The sequence below is a fragment of the Paenibacillus sp. AGC31 genome, assembly GCF_057334655.1.
In genome coordinates, this window is record NZ_JBHFJH010000025.1 from 178,456 (window position 1) to 196,711 (window position 18,256).

Genomic DNA, 18,256 nt, shown 5'->3' on the forward strand with positions numbered 1-18,256 from the left:
CCTATAGATGGAATTATATGTTTAATTTAAAATGAATATATTAAAGCGCTTACATAAAAAGATGGCGCTACAAGGGCATCGGGCTTACCAATACAATTGGGGAGGCAATTGTTTATGGGAAATCGATCATCATTGTGGAAGCGCACATTACGTACAGCGGGAGTATCCCTGCTGAGTTCCGCGTTACTGATTACTTCGCTTGGCCTTGGCAACACGCCGGTAACACATGCAGCGGGTCCGAGGCAGATGGAATATCTGGATCGCGGTGTGGTGGCTGTGAAGACCGGGACAGGTGTGTTTGTCAGTTGGCGGCTTCTGGGAACGGAAGGTTCGAATGTATCGTTTAACGTCTATCGGGATGGAACCAAGGTCAACGCTACGCCCATAACAAACAGCACCAACCATCAGGATGCAAGCGGGACAAGCAGTTCCAAATATACGGTTCGCGCTGTCGTCAGTGGAACGGAGCAGGCTGCTTCAGCGGCAGCAAGCGTATGGGGCAATAACTATCTATCTGTACCGCTCAGTGTACCCGCAGGCGGGACAACGCCCGATGGAGTAGCCTACACCTACAGTGCCAACGATGCCAGTGCAGGTGACCTGGATGGTGATGGTGAGTATGAATTGATTGTGAAGTGGGACCCTTCCAACTCCAAGGATAACTCCCAGAGCGGTTATACCGGAGAAGTGTTTATCGATGCCTACAAATTAAACGGAACACGCCTCTGGCGTATTAGTCTGGGCAAAAATATCCGTGCCGGCGCTCACTACACCCAGTTCATGGTCTATGATCTCGACGGTGATGGCAAAGCCGAAGTTGCGATGAAAACAGCCGATGGCACCAAGGATGGCACTGGCGTGGTCATCGGGGATGCAAGCAAGGATTACCGCAATTCAAGCGGTTATGTGTTGTCTGGTCCTGAATTCCTGACGGTCTTCAATGGACAGACTGGCAAAGCGCTCTCCACGGTGAACTACGAACCGGCGCGTGGCAATGTATCCAGTTGGGGGGATAACTACGGCAATCGGGTGGACCGATTCCTTGCCGCCATTGCTTATCTGGATGGAGAGCGCCCGAGTCTGGTCATGGCGCGTGGGTACTACACCCGCACAGTGCTGGTGGCTTATAACTGGCGGAATGGACAGCTGACAAAACAATGGACATTTGATTCCAATACCTCCGGTAACTCGGGCTATGCCGGGCAGGGGAATCATAATCTGAGTGTGGCGGACGTAGACGGAGATGGGAAAGACGAGATCGTCTATGGTGCCATGGCGGTGGATGACAACGGCAAAGGATTGTACACGACAGGACTTCATCATGGCGATGCCATGCATTTGAGTGACCTCGACCCGGATCGCCCTGGACTTGAGGTATTTCAGGTTCATGAGACGCCATCCAATGCCGGAGTGGAGTTCCGGGATGCAGGTACAGGCCAGTTAATCTGGGGAGTCAAAACAACGAAGGATATTGGACGCGGCATGGCAGCAGATATTGATCCAAGATATAAAGGCGCTGAAGTATGGGCAGACGGCAGTCTGTATACGGCCAAAGGGCAGAAACTCGGGACAACTCTGCCGTCCTCCACGAATTTTGGGATCTGGTGGGATGGGGATCTGCTTCGTGAACTGCTGGACAGCAACCGAATCGACAAGTGGAATTATGCCAACAGCACAACGATGAACCTGCTCACCGCTTCCGGCGTATCTTCCAATAACGGAACCAAGTCTACGCCGAATCTGCAGGCCGATCTGTTCGGGGACTGGAGAGAAGAAGTGGTATGGCGGACGAATGACAGCTCAGCACTGCGGATCTATACCACAACAGCAGTTACGGACAAACGCATCTATACGCTGATGCATGATCCGGTGTACCGACTTGGCGTCGCTTGGCAAAATGTAGCCTACAATCAACCGCCACAGACTGGTTTTTATCTGGGAGAAGGCATGAGCACACCACCGGTACCCAATATTCGGTATGCGGGCAGATGAGAATGGACAACGTGTAGCCGTCCATTACCGATTAGGTTTACAATAGCCAGCGAAGTATGGGATTCGCTGAAGGGAACAACGGACGCTGGTTCGTTGTTCCTCTTTTTTTTGCCAATAGCCCAGAAATACGGTGAAAATCGGAAAAAACGTTTGACAGGTATATAGACTGCCTTTATTATACGTATATAACTTACTAAACAGGTAGGAATAATAAAAATGAATCTGTTTTCATTGTGAAAACGATCATTTTACAGACAGATGCAACCATGCAACCTGAACAGAATAACGTTCTCACCGTATAGACGGAGGAACACCGCAGCGCATCCTTTTCAGATGGAGCATGCACGGCCTTAAGCCGGCATGACTTTATGGGGAGAAGTGCGCGGGGGTTCCTCCGTCTTCTTGTTTTTATATGGGGCGTTACATCCTGTTCAGCCGGCCTGAGGTAGTCATGCAGATCTATATCGGGGGAGTGTTATTTCATGAAAAAGAGAATTCACAAGGGTATTCTGGTTGGTCTGGCACTGGTGTTAACAGGAGTTCTGGCAGCATGCGGTTCGGATAGCGGCGGGTCCAGTGCGGTAGGAACATCAGGGGGAGCGGAAGGCGGCACAGAAGGGGCCAAGGCCATCGAACTGCTGAATGTTTCCTATGATCCAACGCGGGAACTCTATGAGCAATATAACAAAGCGTTTGCGGCGCATTGGTTGAAAGAGAAAGGCCAGGAAGTAACCATCAAGCAATCCCACGGGGGATCGGGCAAACAGAGCCGTTCTGTTATTGACGGACTGGATGCGGACGTGGTGACACTGGCATTGGGATACGATATTGATGCGATTGAAGATAAAGGTCTGATTAATGAAGGTTGGCAGGACAAATACGAGCATAACAGCTCTCCGTATACCTCTACGATTGTATTTCTTGTACGTAAAGGCAATCCAAAAGGCATCAAGGACTGGGATGATCTGATCAAAGGGGATACCCAAGTCATCACCCCGAATCCCAAAACGTCCGGCGGGGCACGTTGGAACTATTTGGCGGCATGGGGATATGCCCTTAAGCACAATAACAATGATGAAGAGAAAGCGAAGGCATTTGTTGGTGAATTGTTCAAGCATGCGCCTGTACTGGATTCGGGGGCTCGCGGATCTACGACAACGTTTGTTGAACGTGGCCTCGGTGATGTGCTGCTTGCTTGGGAAAATGAAGCTTTCCTATCCGTAAAAGAGCTGGGCCCGGACAAATTCGATATTGTCGTGCCTTCGGTTAGTATCTTGGCTGAACCACCGGTTGCGATTGTGGACAAAAATGCAGACAAAAAAGGAAGCCGCGACGTGGCGGATGCCTATCTGAAATATTTGTACAGTGAAGAAGGACAGACAATTGCTGCTGAAAATTATTACCGCCCAACGCTGGACAGCGTGGAGGAAAAATTCAAAGATCAGTTCCCGGCACTTGAGCTGTTCACGTTGAAAGATGTATTCGGTACATGGCGGGATACCCAGGCCAAACATTTCAATGACGGTGGTATCTTCGACCAGATCTATGTTCCAGGCAGCTAAGGTTGCTCTGTTCAATGAACAACCGATCAATCGCGCTGTGAGCGGCCAACCAGCCTTACCGGCTGAAGGCAGAGAGGATGAACGTGCATGAGCAAGGTGATGGTGGCGCGGAGACGCACATTGCCGGGATTTGGATTAACGATGGGTTACAGTGTGTTCTACCTGAGCCTGGTTGTACTTATTCCACTGGCTGCGCTGTTGTTTAACTCCACAGGGCTGACGTGGGCAACCATGATTGAGGTTGCGACCAATCCCAGGGTGCTGGCTTCCTTTCAGGTCAGCTTCCTGACCGCAGGTGCAGCGGCACTGATTGATCTCGTACTGGGACTACTCCTGGCATGGGTGCTTGTTCGGTATGAATTCCCTGGCAAAAGGCTGTTTGATGCGGTCATTGATCTGCCTTTTGCCTTGCCGACAGCGGTAGCAGGGGTTGCTCTTACGGCGATCTATGCCGGCAATGGCTGGATTGGGCAGTTTGTAGAGCCTTTGGGCATCAAGCTCGCCTATTCACAGGCCGGGATTACGCTGGCGCTGATGTTTATCGGAATTCCGTTTGTAGTTCGCACGGTGCAACCGGTGTTGGAGGAGCTGGAGGCAGAAGTGGAAGAGGCGGCTGCCACACTTGGAGCAGGAAGATGGCGGATATTCCGCACGATTCTGCTGCCGGATCTGATTCCACCGCTGCTGACGGGTTTTGCTCTGGCATTTGCCCGGGGCATTGGCGAATATGGCTCGGTTGTATTTATCTCAGGCAATATGCCGATGAAAACGGAGATTGCTCCCTTGCTGATCATGGCCAAGCTGGAGCAGTTCGATTATGCAGGGGCTACAGCTGTAGCTTTGCTGCTGCTTCTTGTTTCTTTTATCCTGCTGTTGATCATTAATTCTTTGCAGCGCTGGAGCCGGAAGGCGGGCAGAGCATGACGATGAAACATGATGGAGTATGGATACAATCAGATGTCACTCACCCAAACCAAAGGAGGTGCAGCATATGGCGGGTTCCGTCCCACTGAGCCCTGTTCCACCCGTAAAGACCGGGCGTGGAACTAATCGTGCAACAACGGAAGCTCCATGGGTCAAATGGTTGTTGATTGGACTGGCAAGCCTGGTACTCATCTGGCTCCTTATTTTACCACTGGCCATTGTGCTCATGGAGGCGTTGAAGCAGGGCTGGGGTGTGTACATCGCGGCTCTTACCGAGCCGGATGCCATGTCTGCACTGAAACTCACGTTATTGGTTGCGGCGATTACCGTGCCGCTGAATACGATATTTGGTGTGGCCGCCGCATGGGTCATTACCAAGTTCCAGTTCAAGGGCAAAGGACTCATGATTACCCTGATTGATCTTCCCTTTTCCATTTCGCCTGTGGTGGGCGGGTTGATCTTTGTATTGGTCTTTGGTTCGAATGGGTGGTTAGGGCCGTGGCTGTCCGAACATGATTTCAAAATCATTTTTGCGCTGCCAGGCATTGTGATTGCAACGCTGTTTATTACCTTCCCCTTCGTAGCGAGGGAGCTGATTCCACTCATGGAGGACCAGGGAACCCGGGAAGAGGAAGCGGCGGTTACACTAGGGGCTTCCGGGTGGCGAATCTTCTGGAGTGTAACCTTGCCCAACATTAAATGGGGACTGCTATACGGCATTATTCTGTGTAATGCCCGTGCTATGGGCGAGTTCGGAGCTGTATCTGTGGTGTCCGGGCATATCCGCGGAGAGACCAATACGTTACCACTTCATGTCGAGATTTTGTATAACGAATATCAATTCTCGGCTTCGTTTGCCGTAGCTTCACTGCTCCTGATTCTGGCTCTTGCCACGTTGCTGCTCAAGAGCTGGCTTGGACACAAAGCCGTTTCAGAAAAGTGATTATGAGAAGAAGAAAATACAGATTGACAGCTACTGGAAGCCCTGCTAATGTATAAACCAAGTATATAGGTTGGATAAGAATGATTTATAAATCCGTTGGCTGATAGCGTACTTAGGAATATGGCGGGCAATAGCCCGAGAAGAGGAGGCAGCTCTATGGCTAAGCCGTTAAAAGTGGATGAGGTATGGTTGGACCGAATTGCCGGACAGCTGAATGACATGGAGTTTGGTTCATTGCACATCGTAGTGCACGAAGGACAGATTGTGCAGATGGAGCGGACCGAACGCAAGCGTTTTGAGAACACTCCCTCAGGCAGCGCCTCCAAATCCGGAAGCACGGCACGAAGCAGTTCAGCCCGTTCACTACGCGGATCCAATGCGAGTGCGAAGGGATAGCGAGTGACATGGCGTCAGGAATCGAGGATGGGTGCATAGGAACACAAAGGTATACTTTTCAGAAACTCATGGGAAATGCATGTTCCAAATCATCCTATCTATTGTGCGCGACTTGTCTCCATATGCTCCTTATACCAATGATTCGCTTCAAGCAGCAACTGTTGCCCACCTGCATCCATGAATTCTTCCACAAAGGTATCGAAATACCCCACAGGCTGATCGCCAGTGATGATGGAGATGTACGCTCTGTCTCTCATGCGAATCAATTCAGATGAATATTGAATCAGGGCAGGGGTTGCAACCTCCAGGCGATTATAGATACCATTCTCCGTCAACCCTGCAGATGCAGCCCACTGTTCACGTTTATCCGAGGGTGTACCTGGAACCGTCATGCCTATACTTGAGCCGATCCTATTAATATAATTCTCCATTCTGTTGTATGGGTAAAGTAAATGGAACGAGTTTGAATCTTCAGCGCTCCAATTCCAGTGTTTTCCTGGAAGGCCATACTCCATTTTGATCTGCTCCTCCGGATCGGGGTTGGCACTTACATAATCGAGTATCTCCAGAATTTTCTCCAGTTTTCCCGGCTCCTTCGCAGCCTCAGCACCTATAGCCATAAAATTCATCAGCAGATTGTTCCCTTTTGAACCGCTATGTCCATCAGGACCAATAACAGGAGAACCAAATACAACTTCTGCAGTTGCGCTCTTCTGTAACAGCTCATTAACATTGAACGAGGCTCTCACTGGGGTTTCTTGACCATTTTCATTAAGGACACTGTAGTCTCCCTCTTGATTCCAATGATAATAGTTACCCATCGAGGTCATCCCAATTTTTCCATTAATAAAAGCATGGGATAGATGTTTATAGCCGCCTTTATTTTCGCCGGTTATGAACTCAGGGTCGATAATCCCGTCCCGATACCACTTTTGCATATAAGTCAGGGCTTTTTTCATCTCAGGCTCCAAAGCACCGATCACAAGTTGGTTGTTTTTTTCATTAAAATACAGCTGCTCGGTGAAAACGGATTGTCCAAAAGCGCCAAACACGACATTTAAGCCCTCTCTGGATAGGCCATACGTATCCTGTTTACCATTTCCGTCCGGATCATCTTTGGCAAAAGCATACATAACCGTTTCAAATTCATCTAATGTCTTCGGAACCTCCAGACCAAGCTGCTTAAGCCAGTCCTCTCGGTATACAACAGGAGTTCGATAGATATTGGTCTGATTAATGGCCGGAATTCCATATAAGGAGCCGTTTATTTTTCCATACTCTAGGTAACGTGAATCATAATCGCGAATTCGCTGCACGATATTTGGCGCATATTGTTCAAGGACTTCCGGGGAGATTTCCGCTAAGACCCCTTGCATTTGATACTTAAGCAGATCATGCGGTTGTCTGATTCGGAACAGATCGGGTATTTTACCTTGAGCAAGCTCCAGGTCCAGCAGTTCCTCGTACCGCTTGTTCTCAAGGTTCCACACCTCCAGATCGACATCAAACTGATCCTCAATATATGCAATCATCTCCGCGTCCTCAGGAACAGCAATATTTTGATGCATGGTCCAGGATATCGTATATTGAGGAGCTGTATCCTTCTCAGAGCTTGCTAGATGGTCTTGCTGTTGCACTTGTGCTGTTTCTCTTCCTAAAAGGGTACACCCACTTGTAAATAAGAGAAGGAGGAGCATTGCGGAATATAGCCATAGCTTTCTTGACAGGTTAAGGTTCATAGCAGCTCCTTTCCTGATTTTTAATTGATCCTATATAGACCCCTGTTCCATTAGACTGCGCATGAAGTTTTTTGGTGTACAGCCGTGAATTTCTTTGAACTTCTTAATGAAATAAGCAGGGGTACGGTAACCGACCGAACTTGCGACCTGCTCAACTGTAATTTCGCGTTGTGTCATGAGTTCCCGTGCGCGTTCCATTCTCTGATTCGTAACATATTCGGAATAAACAATCCCGGTTTCTTCCTTGAAAAGTTTACTGAGATATTTAGGGCTGATGAATACTTGCTCTGAGACATGATCCAGCGTGAGATCGCCCGATAAGTGCTCGTGAATATAGGCTTTGACAGCCGAGATGGTATCCACACTTCGTACCTCGCTGCGCTTCTCCATCTGCATCACAAATTCGGTCACGAGATGAATCATCCATTCCGAATAGCGGTTGATATTGTAGAACAATGAAAGTTGCTTGTACATATTCAATGAACTCGCCTCGGCGGGTTGCAGGCGCACCTGATTAATACACTCCGCGTAAATAGATACCGTTTTTAATAATATGATACGGCTGTATTCGGCGGAATAGGGGCCTTCCTTTATTGTCGCGACCAATTTCTGAATGGCCTCAACCGTACCTTGCACATCCCGAGTCTGCAATTTCTTTTCAAAGTTGACGAGGTATGACTCCGGAATTTCCAAACTGCTGGCTTCCCTGTTCAGAAGATCAAGATCCTGAATGGCAGACTGCTCGGGAAAGAAGTAGCTGTAGCGAATCAGGATATTCGCCTGATGATAGCTTGTGTGAATCTTCGTGAAGTGTTCTACCCATCCGCCTAACGATAGTACAAATTCCAGGCCAAATCTGCTGCTCGCCTCAGCGTGAATAAAGTCCACAATGTGATCAGAGAGCGGTTCTTCGGGTTGGTTGGTACAGATGATTACTGCTATTTTGTGATCCTGCAATTCCTCTGCCAGTAGTTGAGTTTCATCCATTTCTGTGAGCTCCAGTTGCTGGATCATCGTATACAACGTATGCTGCAACTGTCGTGGCTGCAGATCCTTCCACTTCTCATTGACGGGGTCAATGACGATGCAACGGAAGCGAGAGTAAGCCATTGAAATGTGAACAGACTGGAGCTGTTCTGAAAGTTCCTCGGGTGTAAATCGATTATTTAACATATTAAGCATGATACTATGCTTAATCATTCTGTGATTGGCCTGTAAGGTTTCTTCAAGACTATCAACTTTATTGGACAGACTGTTAAACGTTGTATCGATGAACCGATATTCGTCTTGCTTTAAGCTGGTTGGGCTGTCCATCCGGCTCTTGATGTTATTCATGATTCGCTTAAGAGGACTATAGTTGGCCCTGGTAAAAATGGAGGACATCACGATCCCAACTGCGACAGCCAACAAGCCAAGAAAAACCGAAATTTCTTTTAAGCTATCCAATTTATAATAGAAGCTTTCATTAGGTGTGGTTGTGTATATTCTCCATGCATTTCCTTTAAATTGATCTTGGGTGACGACATGAGAGTCATAGTTAAATACAGGTGCGAAGCTCTCATCTGAAGAATGATAGGCAAGGAGCGACTGCGTTAGATTCTCCTCCGTGGAGCTGCCTATCAACGTTTTGTCCGCGGCAGATATGACGGTTCCGTCCTGATCGATGATTAATGTATTTGCATAGTCAGCAGGGATCATATTTTTAATGATCTGACTGATCGCTGATTCTTTGATATCAATCGCAATCATGGCCTTACTGTCTTGTCCAGACGATTGAAACGGGTAACTATGGACATAGGAAATTAGATGACTCATATTGCCCTGTTCCCGTGATTCGATATAAGCATCCTGAGGCACCATGCGAGTCTTCATCCATAAGGAGCTTTCTGGAGTCTCTTTCATCGCAGCAATCCAATCCGTCGTATGATCCACACTCGAAGGCGTGTCCTCATAGAGCAATAGCCCATATACAGATGAGACGATGAAGTGGTTCCTCGTATCGTACACATGAATAGCTTCAATGAGATCCGAATAATTTTGCACCATATTTTTGAGGGACTGTTCGATGTCCAAGATTTTGCTATGGTTTCCTTTTAAGCTATCTAAATCGATACTTGCTGCGTTACCGAGTGCCAGGGACAGATAGACCTGATTCACCTTCTGGATCACGGAGCTCTCAATAGTATTGACGGTGCTTTTCAGCGAAAGTTGATTATTGATTCGAATCTCTTTGCTGTATTGATGGGAGAAGAAAAGGTATAGAATGGAGCCGAAAAGAAGCGCAATGACAAGAACGACTGCAAGGTAGGAAAGAACCATTTTGGATCTCACAGATTGAAATGGCTTATGCATTCTTTTTCCCCCTTCATGTCTCTTTTCTAAACAACTTCATCATTATATAGCAGGCCGAGGACTAGAAATCATGTTGATCGAAATTTAACAAACTCCCACTCCATAATTTACTTTCAGTTAATAAAGCGTTTACAAAAGTAGGTATTTTAATTGATAAAGTAGTATCTAACTCCATTTTCTTGGCATATAAGCTCCGAAACGTACGATTTTGATATAAAACGGAATTTGTTCTATAGATGCGAAACGCTCCCTAATGCTACAGTAACGGCAGATCAGACATCTGTATAGAGTCTTTCTTACTCATTTGCAGATGCAGAAGCAAAAAAATAATTTACCATAACGGGAGCGTGTATTTGCAAGCCATGAGAAAACCACTTAAAAAGTCACTGGCATTACTTCTAATGTTGTCTATGGTAGGTCCGACATTTGCAGAGAAGAGTTTTGCAGCCGATCAGAAGATTCAGTTCTCTGATATTAAGGGACACTGGGCGGAAGCAAATATTCAAGCATGGGGTGATGAAGGATTAATTCGAGGTTACCTGGATCATTCCTTCAAACCAAATACGTATATTACCAGAGCAGAATTTATGAATTTGGTAAACGGTGCTTTTGGATATTCCGGACAAGCTAAAATTACCTTTAACGATGTGTCTGAGAGTGCATGGTATTACGAAGCAATTTCTATTGCAAATGCGAATGGATATATAGATGGATACACCGATGGCACAATGAAGCCGCAAGATCCGATTACCCGTCAAGAAGCAGCTAAAGTGATCGCTGGCATTTTGAACTTGGAGTTAAATGAAACAGCAGCGAATGTATTTAGCGATTCATCGTCTATTGCGGCGTGGAGCAAGGGAGCGGTAGGTGGAGCGGCAGCAGCGAAAATTATCGCTGGTTATGCAGATGGAAGCTTCAAACCGCTTAATTCCATTACTCGTGCCGAAGCGGTGTCTGCGCTCGTTAAGGCTGTGGAAACAGATGCTACTACAGCTGCCAAACCAGCTAAGCCAAAAGGAACGGCAACCGTGCTGAATGTTAACCCCCCAGCAGATGAAGCTCGGTTGTCCGCCGTGAAGCACGGAGCCAATGCTGGAGACGACACCTTGAAAAATATTGCGGAAACCAATCCATTTATTGATATTTTGGACGGTTTTGATCAAGTATGGTCCATGAACCAAGCGGATTGGAGAGATGGAACAGCGGCAACCAAAATTGGAGCTGACGGAAAAAATGCAAAGTATGGAGATGGACCGTCCCCTTATTATGACGGATTTAAAAATGACCCAACCGTAGCCGTCGCTGATCAGAAAACATATGCAAATGAAGAGATCCGAAACAAAGCGACTTGGGAAGCCAATATCAAATATGTCGAAAAGGTCACGCAAAACCGCACGGGTGAAGAGGCTTTGGCAGCCTACTATGATGACCAAAGAGATAAGATCTATAGCGTGATGGAGGGCTTTGGTCCGTTGGCTAACACGTATGTAGATATCATCAAGCCAAAGACCAACGTTGAACGAACGGTGGACGAGATGAATGTGGTATTGACCGAAGAAACAGTGGAAGATGAAAGCCAAGGTATTGGAGATTGGGATGAAAAAACGGAGCTTTCAGACTTGGTTAATTTGGTTGATCTGGTTCGATTCAAAATTCCTGCCTCATCTAATCCCTCTAAATATTTCTACTCTTCCCCAAGACCGTGGAGAATGAATTCCAATGGAGAAGTGAAAGAAGTTGTTGACAGCAAAGGATTGCCTGTATGGGAAACCATGGGCGAAGGTGAGAAAAAAGAAGTACCTTTGGCTTCAGGCGGCACCAAATCTACAGGAGAAAAACATTACCAGCAATACGAAACCAACGTTAAGCTTATTCCTGCCTTAAGTTATGTCAAACGAATCGCTGAGGATGGAAGAGGAAAAGATGGCGGATTTCCGAGCGGACATACCAGTGCAGCTTACTTATCCGTATTTCCTTTGGCATACGCTACACCAGAACGATTCGCTGAATTGTTAACGAGAGCAGCTCAGTTGGGAGAGAATCGAGTCGTAACGGGGATGCACTCGCCGCTTGATGTTATAGGAGGAAGAATACAATCCACAGCCATGGCTGCATATGCACTTAATCAGGCTGAGAACAAAGATGTGTTAGAGAAAGGTTATGAGAATGCCGGAGAAGTATTTGGAGCTGCAGCCAAGGAAAAAAATATGAGTCTGTATGAGTATGCACACACCGTAACTGAGGATTACACGTTCAAGAGTGCTTATGATGAACACAAATGGGAAGATCATGATGCCAATAAAGCCTTCTATAGAGAAAAGATGACTTACGGTCTACCACAAACCGGAACCAAAGGTTTGGCTCCAGTTGTACCGCAAGGAGCAGAAGTCCTGTTGGAAACGCGTCAACCGTATTTAACAGATGAGCAACGCAGACAAGTGTTGTATACAACATCCATTGACTCTGGATATCCTGTACTGGATGAATCCAAGGGCTGGGGTAGAATTGATCTGGTCACGGCTGCGGATGGATACGGTGCATTCTTGAACAATGTAACTGTGGATATGGACGCTTCCAAAGGGCGCTTTAATGCAGAAGACTGGTGGAGAAATGATATTACCGGTAGTGGAATGCTTACGAAAAAAGGAACAGGAACCCTTACATTGACAGGGAAAAATAGCTACACTGGCGGAACATTACTGCAAGCAGGAACGCTGGTAGCCGAATCTGAAACTGCTTTTGGTACAGGTGATCTGTATGTAGAAAATGGAACAGTTGTCGTTGATGTCGACGGCGCACTCAACTTAAATAGAAACTTTACCATGGATAACAGTACGTTGGAATTGGTAGTGACTGATAACAACAGTCAGCTGAATGTCGGCAGAAAGCTCTATATTGATGGAGGAAGTCTCAAACTCGACTTGTCCAAGCATAAGATTGAAGGTTCCAAAGATATTACGTTAATCACGGCTAATGGAATCACAGGTGAATTCGACAGTGTAACGGCAGATGGTTATGACGTGACTGTCACGTACGAAAAGGGCCGCGTCATTGCACATGTTGTAGCCAAATAAGTGAAGTAATTATCCATGATATAAAGTGACTAAAGTATGTTACACATGCCACTTCGATGACAGAATAACCTTCCGATCATTCTTCGCAAGACAAAATTAGTAATATAGAAAAGGGCTGAAGCTACAATGTAGTTTCAGCCCTTTTTGCGTACAGACTTGCAGAATTTAAAGCGTGTCTTCAAACTTACTGAAAGCCGACGCTTACATGAACGGGTCCAGAGTAGGGAAGCATGCTGCATACTCTGCATACTGAATGTACGAGCTAGCGATCAGGATGTCGCAAAGGCGATTCTCCTATTTTCTTCTATTAATGAAAATTTTCGCTTTGTACGAGAGGGACACGAGGTTGTCCTCTCAGTGCGCTTGGAACAGAGCATGAGCAGGGAGTGAGCGCTAACGAATCTGAGACACGTTATATCGAAATGTACGGCGTTTTAGAGCGTTTTTATCGAGCGATTTTGGGAAATAACGTGTCTGAGGTTCTTTACAATTTTGGGACACTGACATCCATCATCGTATAACATGCCGAGTAAGGAGACATGACCTGATCAGTGAAAATCCAGCGAGGGAGGACCGAGTCTCCTATCTATCTAAGTTTAATCATACGGAAGCGGCTGGATGCGTAGGTTATTCTTCGGTGTTGGTACCAGATGTACGACGTGTATTCCCTTCCAGTTCCGTAGAGACTTGCTTTGTTGGTTCCAGATCCGTATGTCCTGCGTAGGGGCGATCACTTCGAGAGCGTGTCCCAGTCAACCCGAAACCAGAAGTAAATATAATCAGCTGTAATCCAAGGGCGTAGGGCGCAGCAGCAGGTCCAATCAGATGGAGCAAGGAGCATAGTGCGATCAGCAAGGAGAGCATTTTGGTTACTGTACTTGACCTATCGCGTCGTGGGCTGGCCCAGAGCAGGTAACCATATATTATGGTGATCATCAGGGAAATCGCGCGAATCCATGGCAAGATGCTGTCCCATGAGTCCACAGGGACGTCCAACATTCGCTGACGAAATACCAGATCTGTAATCAGAAACCCTGTGGCCGCCAGTGCGGCTGGTTCGGCTATGGGCCGAAGGATGGTCCAGACCGCTGTGCCCCAATGATCTGCATAAGTCTCCCGGCTGAGTTCATCCGATAATACGGTGCATTCCCGTTCCAGTGCTCTGTGCATCAGGCCAAGTCGGGCAGAATCATGATCCTTAATACAGTCACGGATCTGGTCCTGTAGCTGAGGGGATAGGTAAGATGCAGCTTTGCAGGCTAACATTGCTGTTATCAGATCGTCATGTTCGTGTTCCGATCGTTCATAATTCCGATTTTCCTGGATGGTAAGTTGTCCCAAGAGGGCTGTACTTATGTATAATGTATCTCGTATCCTTCTCATTCGCCTTTCGTGGCTGCGGCGAACTTCAGTGGCAGACCATATGTATATCCCCAGAAGCAAAGCCATGACTCCAAACAGCACAGCCACAGTGCCTGGGCGCGATGTTAGATCTTCAATCCAACGTTGAAACACACTTGTTCCTCCTTTGCACCAACTTCACGTATCATGAAACACGCTTCACGTAAGCTTTCTCTCACTATTACACAGGAAGTAGATGAATTCAAGCAGAAAGGGGCACAATTCATGGATCATGTGAATATTGAACACACACCACCCGCAGCGGTGGAGTATCTTGCCTTGCGGCAGATTGCCGGCCTTAGTGCAATGAGCAGGGAAGGGGCGGAGATTGGATTACCGAATAGCCTGTTTGCCGTATGTCTGCGTGAAGAGGATATGCTGATAGGCATGGGGCGAGTGATTGGAGATGGAGGTTGTTTCTTTCAGGTCGTCGATATTGCTGTACACCCGGATGTTCAGGGAATGGGGTATGGAAGACTGATCATGAGCGAGATTATGAATTATCTGCGTGAAGCAGTACCTGCCCGTGGTCTGGTCAGTCTGCTGGCGGATGTTCCGGCTGATCGCCTGTATGCTCAATTTGGATTTGAATACACCAGCCCAAAATCGGAGGGTATGTGGTGGAGGCAGGGAGAAGAAGGACCGACTACCTAGCGGAACGAAAACTGAAATTTTAAGATAAGAATAGACTTATGTCGTATGAAATTATCTTAGTATAGCCGCATTTAGCGGCTTTTTTCATGATTCGTGTTGAGTGTTGGCGGAGAGAGGGGATACTTAAGAGTGTCGGTGCTTTTTCCGCTAGTTGAAGTAAAGATTATTTTTCTACATATAAGCTGTAAGAGATAGGTTTACAAGTTGTTCACATCCGGTTTAAGATGGCGTGAGCCGTTTAAGGTATATAACAATAGGATTAAGTATTAAAATAACGGTAAGTTGATGAGATGATATCTACAGAAAAGAGGGAATTCATATGAAAGTAACCATTTTTGGAGCAACCGGAGCGATTGGCAAGACGATACTGTGGGAGCTGATGGATCGTGGGCATGAAGTGACAGCGGTGGTGCGTGATCCGTCGAAGATTGAGATGGTACATGAGCGTTTGCGTGTAGAACAGGGAGATCTGCTTAACCCGGATCAGGTGGCTGATTTTGCAGCAGGACAAGAAGTGGTAGTGAGTGCGTATGGACCGAAGTTTGGAGAAGAAGAAGAAATGCTGGAAGTCACACGCTCATTAATTGAAGGTGTGCGCCGTGCAAAAGCAGGACGTCTGGTTGTGGTTGGTGGAGCGGGAAGTTTGCTAACCGAATCCGGTGATATGCTGATGGATACGCCGGGATTTCCGGAGGAAGTCAAACCACTGGCAAGAGCACATGCAGAAGCATATGACCTGATTGAAGCATCAGGTATTCACTGGACCTACATGAGCCCTGCTGCGACAATCACAACAGGACGTCGGACAGGCCAATTCCGGGTTGGCATGAACCGTGTGATTACGGATGATATCGGGGAAAGCTCGATTTCGGTTGGTGATTTTGCAGCGGCTTTGGTGGATGAACTGGACGATCCGCAATTTATCCAAGCTCGGTTTACGGTAGGTTATTAAGCGTAGACATGCTTTGGAATGGATGATTTAATCTGAAGGTCTCGTATACGGGATTAATAGAGCTTCCAATGATGCATGGAGCGCATCGTGGTAACTATATGAGGTTAAGGGAAAGATAGAGATACACATACAGGATGCAGCGTTTAGTGTGAAGTTGTTGCTTTTAGGTATGAGATGAGCTTGTCACGGGGAGGGATGAACATTGTTTATCGTAACCGCTGAACAGATGAGAGCTGTGGACGAGCATACCATTCATCAGCTCGGTATTCCGGCAGCAAGTCTGATGGAGAATGCAGGACGAGCCATTGCTGAGGAAGTGATCAAGCTGTGCCGGGAAGGGCAGGCAGAAGGCAGGCTTGCGGATTCAGTGCGGCTTGGCTATAACAGCAAGACAGATGCGAGGCGGGCACACACCGGGCCCGGCGATCGGCAAGGGTATGGTGGCGACATCATCGCCGATCCGGCGCTGGTGATGGAGCGCCCGGGAGATCAGCAGTGGTACATGCTGATCGGCAAGGGCAATAATGGCGGCGATGGGCTGGTGGCCGCGCGCCATTTGGTTGAAGCGGGGCTTGGCGTGACATTGGTCTACGCCGATGCTCCTGATGCACTGCGGGGCGAAGCCGCAATGCAACGGGATGCCGCCGCGAAGCTTGGCATCCCTGCTCTTGTCCACGGGCGCGAAGCCGTGGACTTCAGCCGGTGCACAGGCATCGTGGATGCGCTGTTGGGCACCGGCTCGAGGGGAGCGCCGCGGGGAGCTTACGCGGCGCTGATCGAGGCGGCGAACGACAGCGGCAAGCCGGTCGTGTCCGCTGATGTGCCAAGCGGGCTGGACGCCGACACCGGAGAGGTGTACGAGCCCTGCATTCAAGCCCGGGTGACCGTATGCCTCGCGCTGCTTAAGCGTGGGCTGGTGCAGTACCCGGGTGCTTCTGCCGCCGGGCGCATCGTGGTGCGCGCCATCGGCATTCCCGCGCGGCTTGCGCCAGAGCATGGCCTCTCGGTCCGTCTGCTGACGGACGAGGTGCTGCGCGGTGCGCTGCGCGTGGATACAGGCCGTCTCCGGGCACCGGACGGCCACAAGGGCACCTACGGCCATGTGTTGCTGGCCGCAGGAAGTCTGCCGATGAGCGGCGCAGGCCTGCTCTCGGCCAAGGCCGCGCTGCGCGCAGGCTGCGGGCTCGCCACATGGGCGCTGCCCGCGGCACTGCTGCCGCATGTCATCGGCACCGTGCCCGAGCTCATGCTTGCTGCCGCCTCCGATGGCGACAGCGGCGAATGGAACGCGGCTTCCGCCGAAGCCGTGCTGCGTCTCGCGGAGAGCCGCGACGTGCTCGCGACCGGCCCAGGCCTCGGCCGCTTCCAGGGCGACACAGACTGGCTGCGCCGTCTGTGGCAACATACGGATCGTCCGCTGATCATCGACGCGGACGCCCTCAACATGCTGGCAGACGCTGGCCCACATGGGCCTCGCGACTGGATCCAGCGAAGTGCGGCGACAATCCTGACGCCGCACCCTGGCGAGATGGGCCGACTGCTGGGCATGTCGACCCAGGAAGTGCAGCGTGACCGCATTGGACACGCTGCAAAATACGCCCGCGAGCAGGGCGTGACCCTTGTGCTCAAGGGAGCACGAACGGTCATCGCAACGCCATCCGGCGAGGCGTACATCAACACCACCGGGCACGCCGGCATGGCAACGGGCGGTGCCGGGGACGTATTGACCGGCATCATCGCCGGTCTGCTTGCCCAAGGGCTCAGCGCGGAGCAAGCCGCCGCGTTCGGCGTATATCTCCACGGACTGTCCGCCGAACGAGCAGCACTGCTGCGCGGTGACCCGTCGTCCCTGCTGGCCGGAGACATTATCGACGCACTGTGAGGATGGAGTTTCCGATCTGGTTTTCTTACAGAAAACTTCTAGCTCCGCTTCCTTAAATTCTTTCTGTCCTCTCGGTTTCGTGTACATGTTTAGTTCAATTTATATACATTCATATCGCTGATACGAAATAAATTCATAGATGAAACAACGATTAGCCATTGAAAAGGGGAGCTCTGTTATAGTCATGACGGAAGCTCCCCTTTATTGTTTGTATGTTCACACTGCCGATCCTAGCTCGCATCTAACCTGCCTATAATCTGCATCTAAACTACATCCGACCTACGTCCGTTCCGAATTCTCCCGACATCCTGCCTACAGAAACAGTCACATAACAGGTGGAGATTAATTTATATAAGTTCAAACTTTCTTAAAACCAATATTGACC

Annotated in this window: 12 protein-coding genes; 9 read left to right on the forward strand and 3 right to left on the reverse strand. The window is 48.6% G+C overall.

The features are described from left to right. The first annotated feature begins 114 nt into the window (after positions 1-114). The 5 genes from ACE04G_RS11045 to ACE04G_RS11065 all read left to right on the forward strand — a co-directional run bounded on the left by ACE04G_RS11045 (position 115) and on the right by ACE04G_RS11065 (position 5,817). On the forward strand, positions 115-1,992 hold the full coding sequence (locus ACE04G_RS11045) for a rhamnogalacturonan lyase (protein ID WP_449004338.1): 1,878 nt from the start codon (positions 115-117) through the stop codon (positions 1,990-1,992). A gap of 482 nt (positions 1,993-2,474) precedes the next feature. Next, entirely contained in the window at positions 2,475-3,554 is a 1,080-nt protein-coding gene (locus ACE04G_RS11050) for a sulfate ABC transporter substrate-binding protein (protein ID WP_449004339.1), read from the forward strand. Between the two features lie 87 nt (positions 3,555-3,641). Next, positions 3,642-4,478, forward strand: coding sequence for a sulfate ABC transporter permease subunit CysT (gene cysT, locus ACE04G_RS11055; RefSeq protein ID WP_017690928.1), 837 nt, complete (start codon positions 3,642-3,644; stop codon positions 4,476-4,478). 67 nt (positions 4,479-4,545) lie between these two features. Next, positions 4,546-5,421, forward strand: coding sequence for a sulfate ABC transporter permease subunit CysW (gene cysW / locus ACE04G_RS11060; RefSeq protein WP_449004340.1), 876 nt, complete (start codon positions 4,546-4,548; stop codon positions 5,419-5,421). A gap of 156 nt (positions 5,422-5,577) precedes the next feature. Continuing rightward, positions 5,578-5,817, forward strand: coding sequence for a YezD family protein (locus ACE04G_RS11065; protein WP_036607453.1), 240 nt, complete (start codon positions 5,578-5,580; stop codon positions 5,815-5,817). 98 nt (positions 5,818-5,915) lie between these two features. On the opposite strand, the gene ACE04G_RS11070 is transcribed toward ACE04G_RS11065, so the two are convergent. Beyond that, complete coding sequence (locus ACE04G_RS11070; protein ID WP_486094435.1) at positions 5,916-7,556, reverse strand: extracellular solute-binding protein; 1,641 nt, start codon at positions 7,554-7,556, stop codon at positions 5,916-5,918. Between the two features lie 30 nt (positions 7,557-7,586). Next, on the reverse strand, positions 7,587-9,908 hold the full coding sequence (locus ACE04G_RS11075; protein WP_221823714.1) for a helix-turn-helix domain-containing protein: 2,322 nt from the start codon (positions 9,906-9,908) through the stop codon (positions 7,587-7,589). A 362-nt stretch (positions 9,909-10,270) separates the two neighbouring features. Here ACE04G_RS11075 and ACE04G_RS11080 point away from each other — a divergent pair, with 362 nt between their 5' ends. Next, entirely contained in the window at positions 10,271-12,982 is a 2,712-nt protein-coding gene (locus ACE04G_RS11080; RefSeq protein ID WP_260632932.1) for an S-layer homology domain-containing protein, read from the forward strand. Positions 12,983-13,609: 627 nt separating this feature from the next. On the opposite strand, the gene ACE04G_RS11085 is transcribed toward ACE04G_RS11080, so the two are convergent. Next, on the reverse strand, positions 13,610-14,497 hold the full coding sequence (locus tag ACE04G_RS11085; RefSeq protein WP_221823710.1) for a hypothetical protein: 888 nt from the start codon (positions 14,495-14,497) through the stop codon (positions 13,610-13,612). A 111-nt stretch (positions 14,498-14,608) separates the two neighbouring features. Here ACE04G_RS11085 and ACE04G_RS11090 point away from each other — a divergent pair, with 111 nt between their 5' ends. The 3 genes from ACE04G_RS11090 to ACE04G_RS11100 all read left to right on the forward strand — a co-directional run bounded on the left by ACE04G_RS11090 (position 14,609) and on the right by ACE04G_RS11100 (position 17,871). Continuing rightward, positions 14,609-15,037: a GNAT family N-acetyltransferase gene (locus tag ACE04G_RS11090; protein WP_237177682.1), complete on the forward strand. Its 429-nt coding sequence runs from the start codon at positions 14,609-14,611 to the stop codon at positions 15,035-15,037. Between the two features lie 319 nt (positions 15,038-15,356). Next, a complete protein-coding gene (locus ACE04G_RS11095) occupies positions 15,357-15,989 on the forward strand; it encodes an NAD(P)-dependent oxidoreductase (RefSeq protein ID WP_449004342.1) in 633 nt (210 codons plus the stop codon). A gap of 202 nt (positions 15,990-16,191) precedes the next feature. Continuing rightward, positions 16,192-17,871 (forward strand): NAD(P)H-hydrate dehydratase, encoded by a 1,680-nt coding sequence (locus tag ACE04G_RS11100; protein WP_449004343.1) that lies wholly within the window; start codon positions 16,192-16,194, stop codon positions 17,869-17,871. Positions 17,872-18,256: the final 385 nt, after the last annotated feature.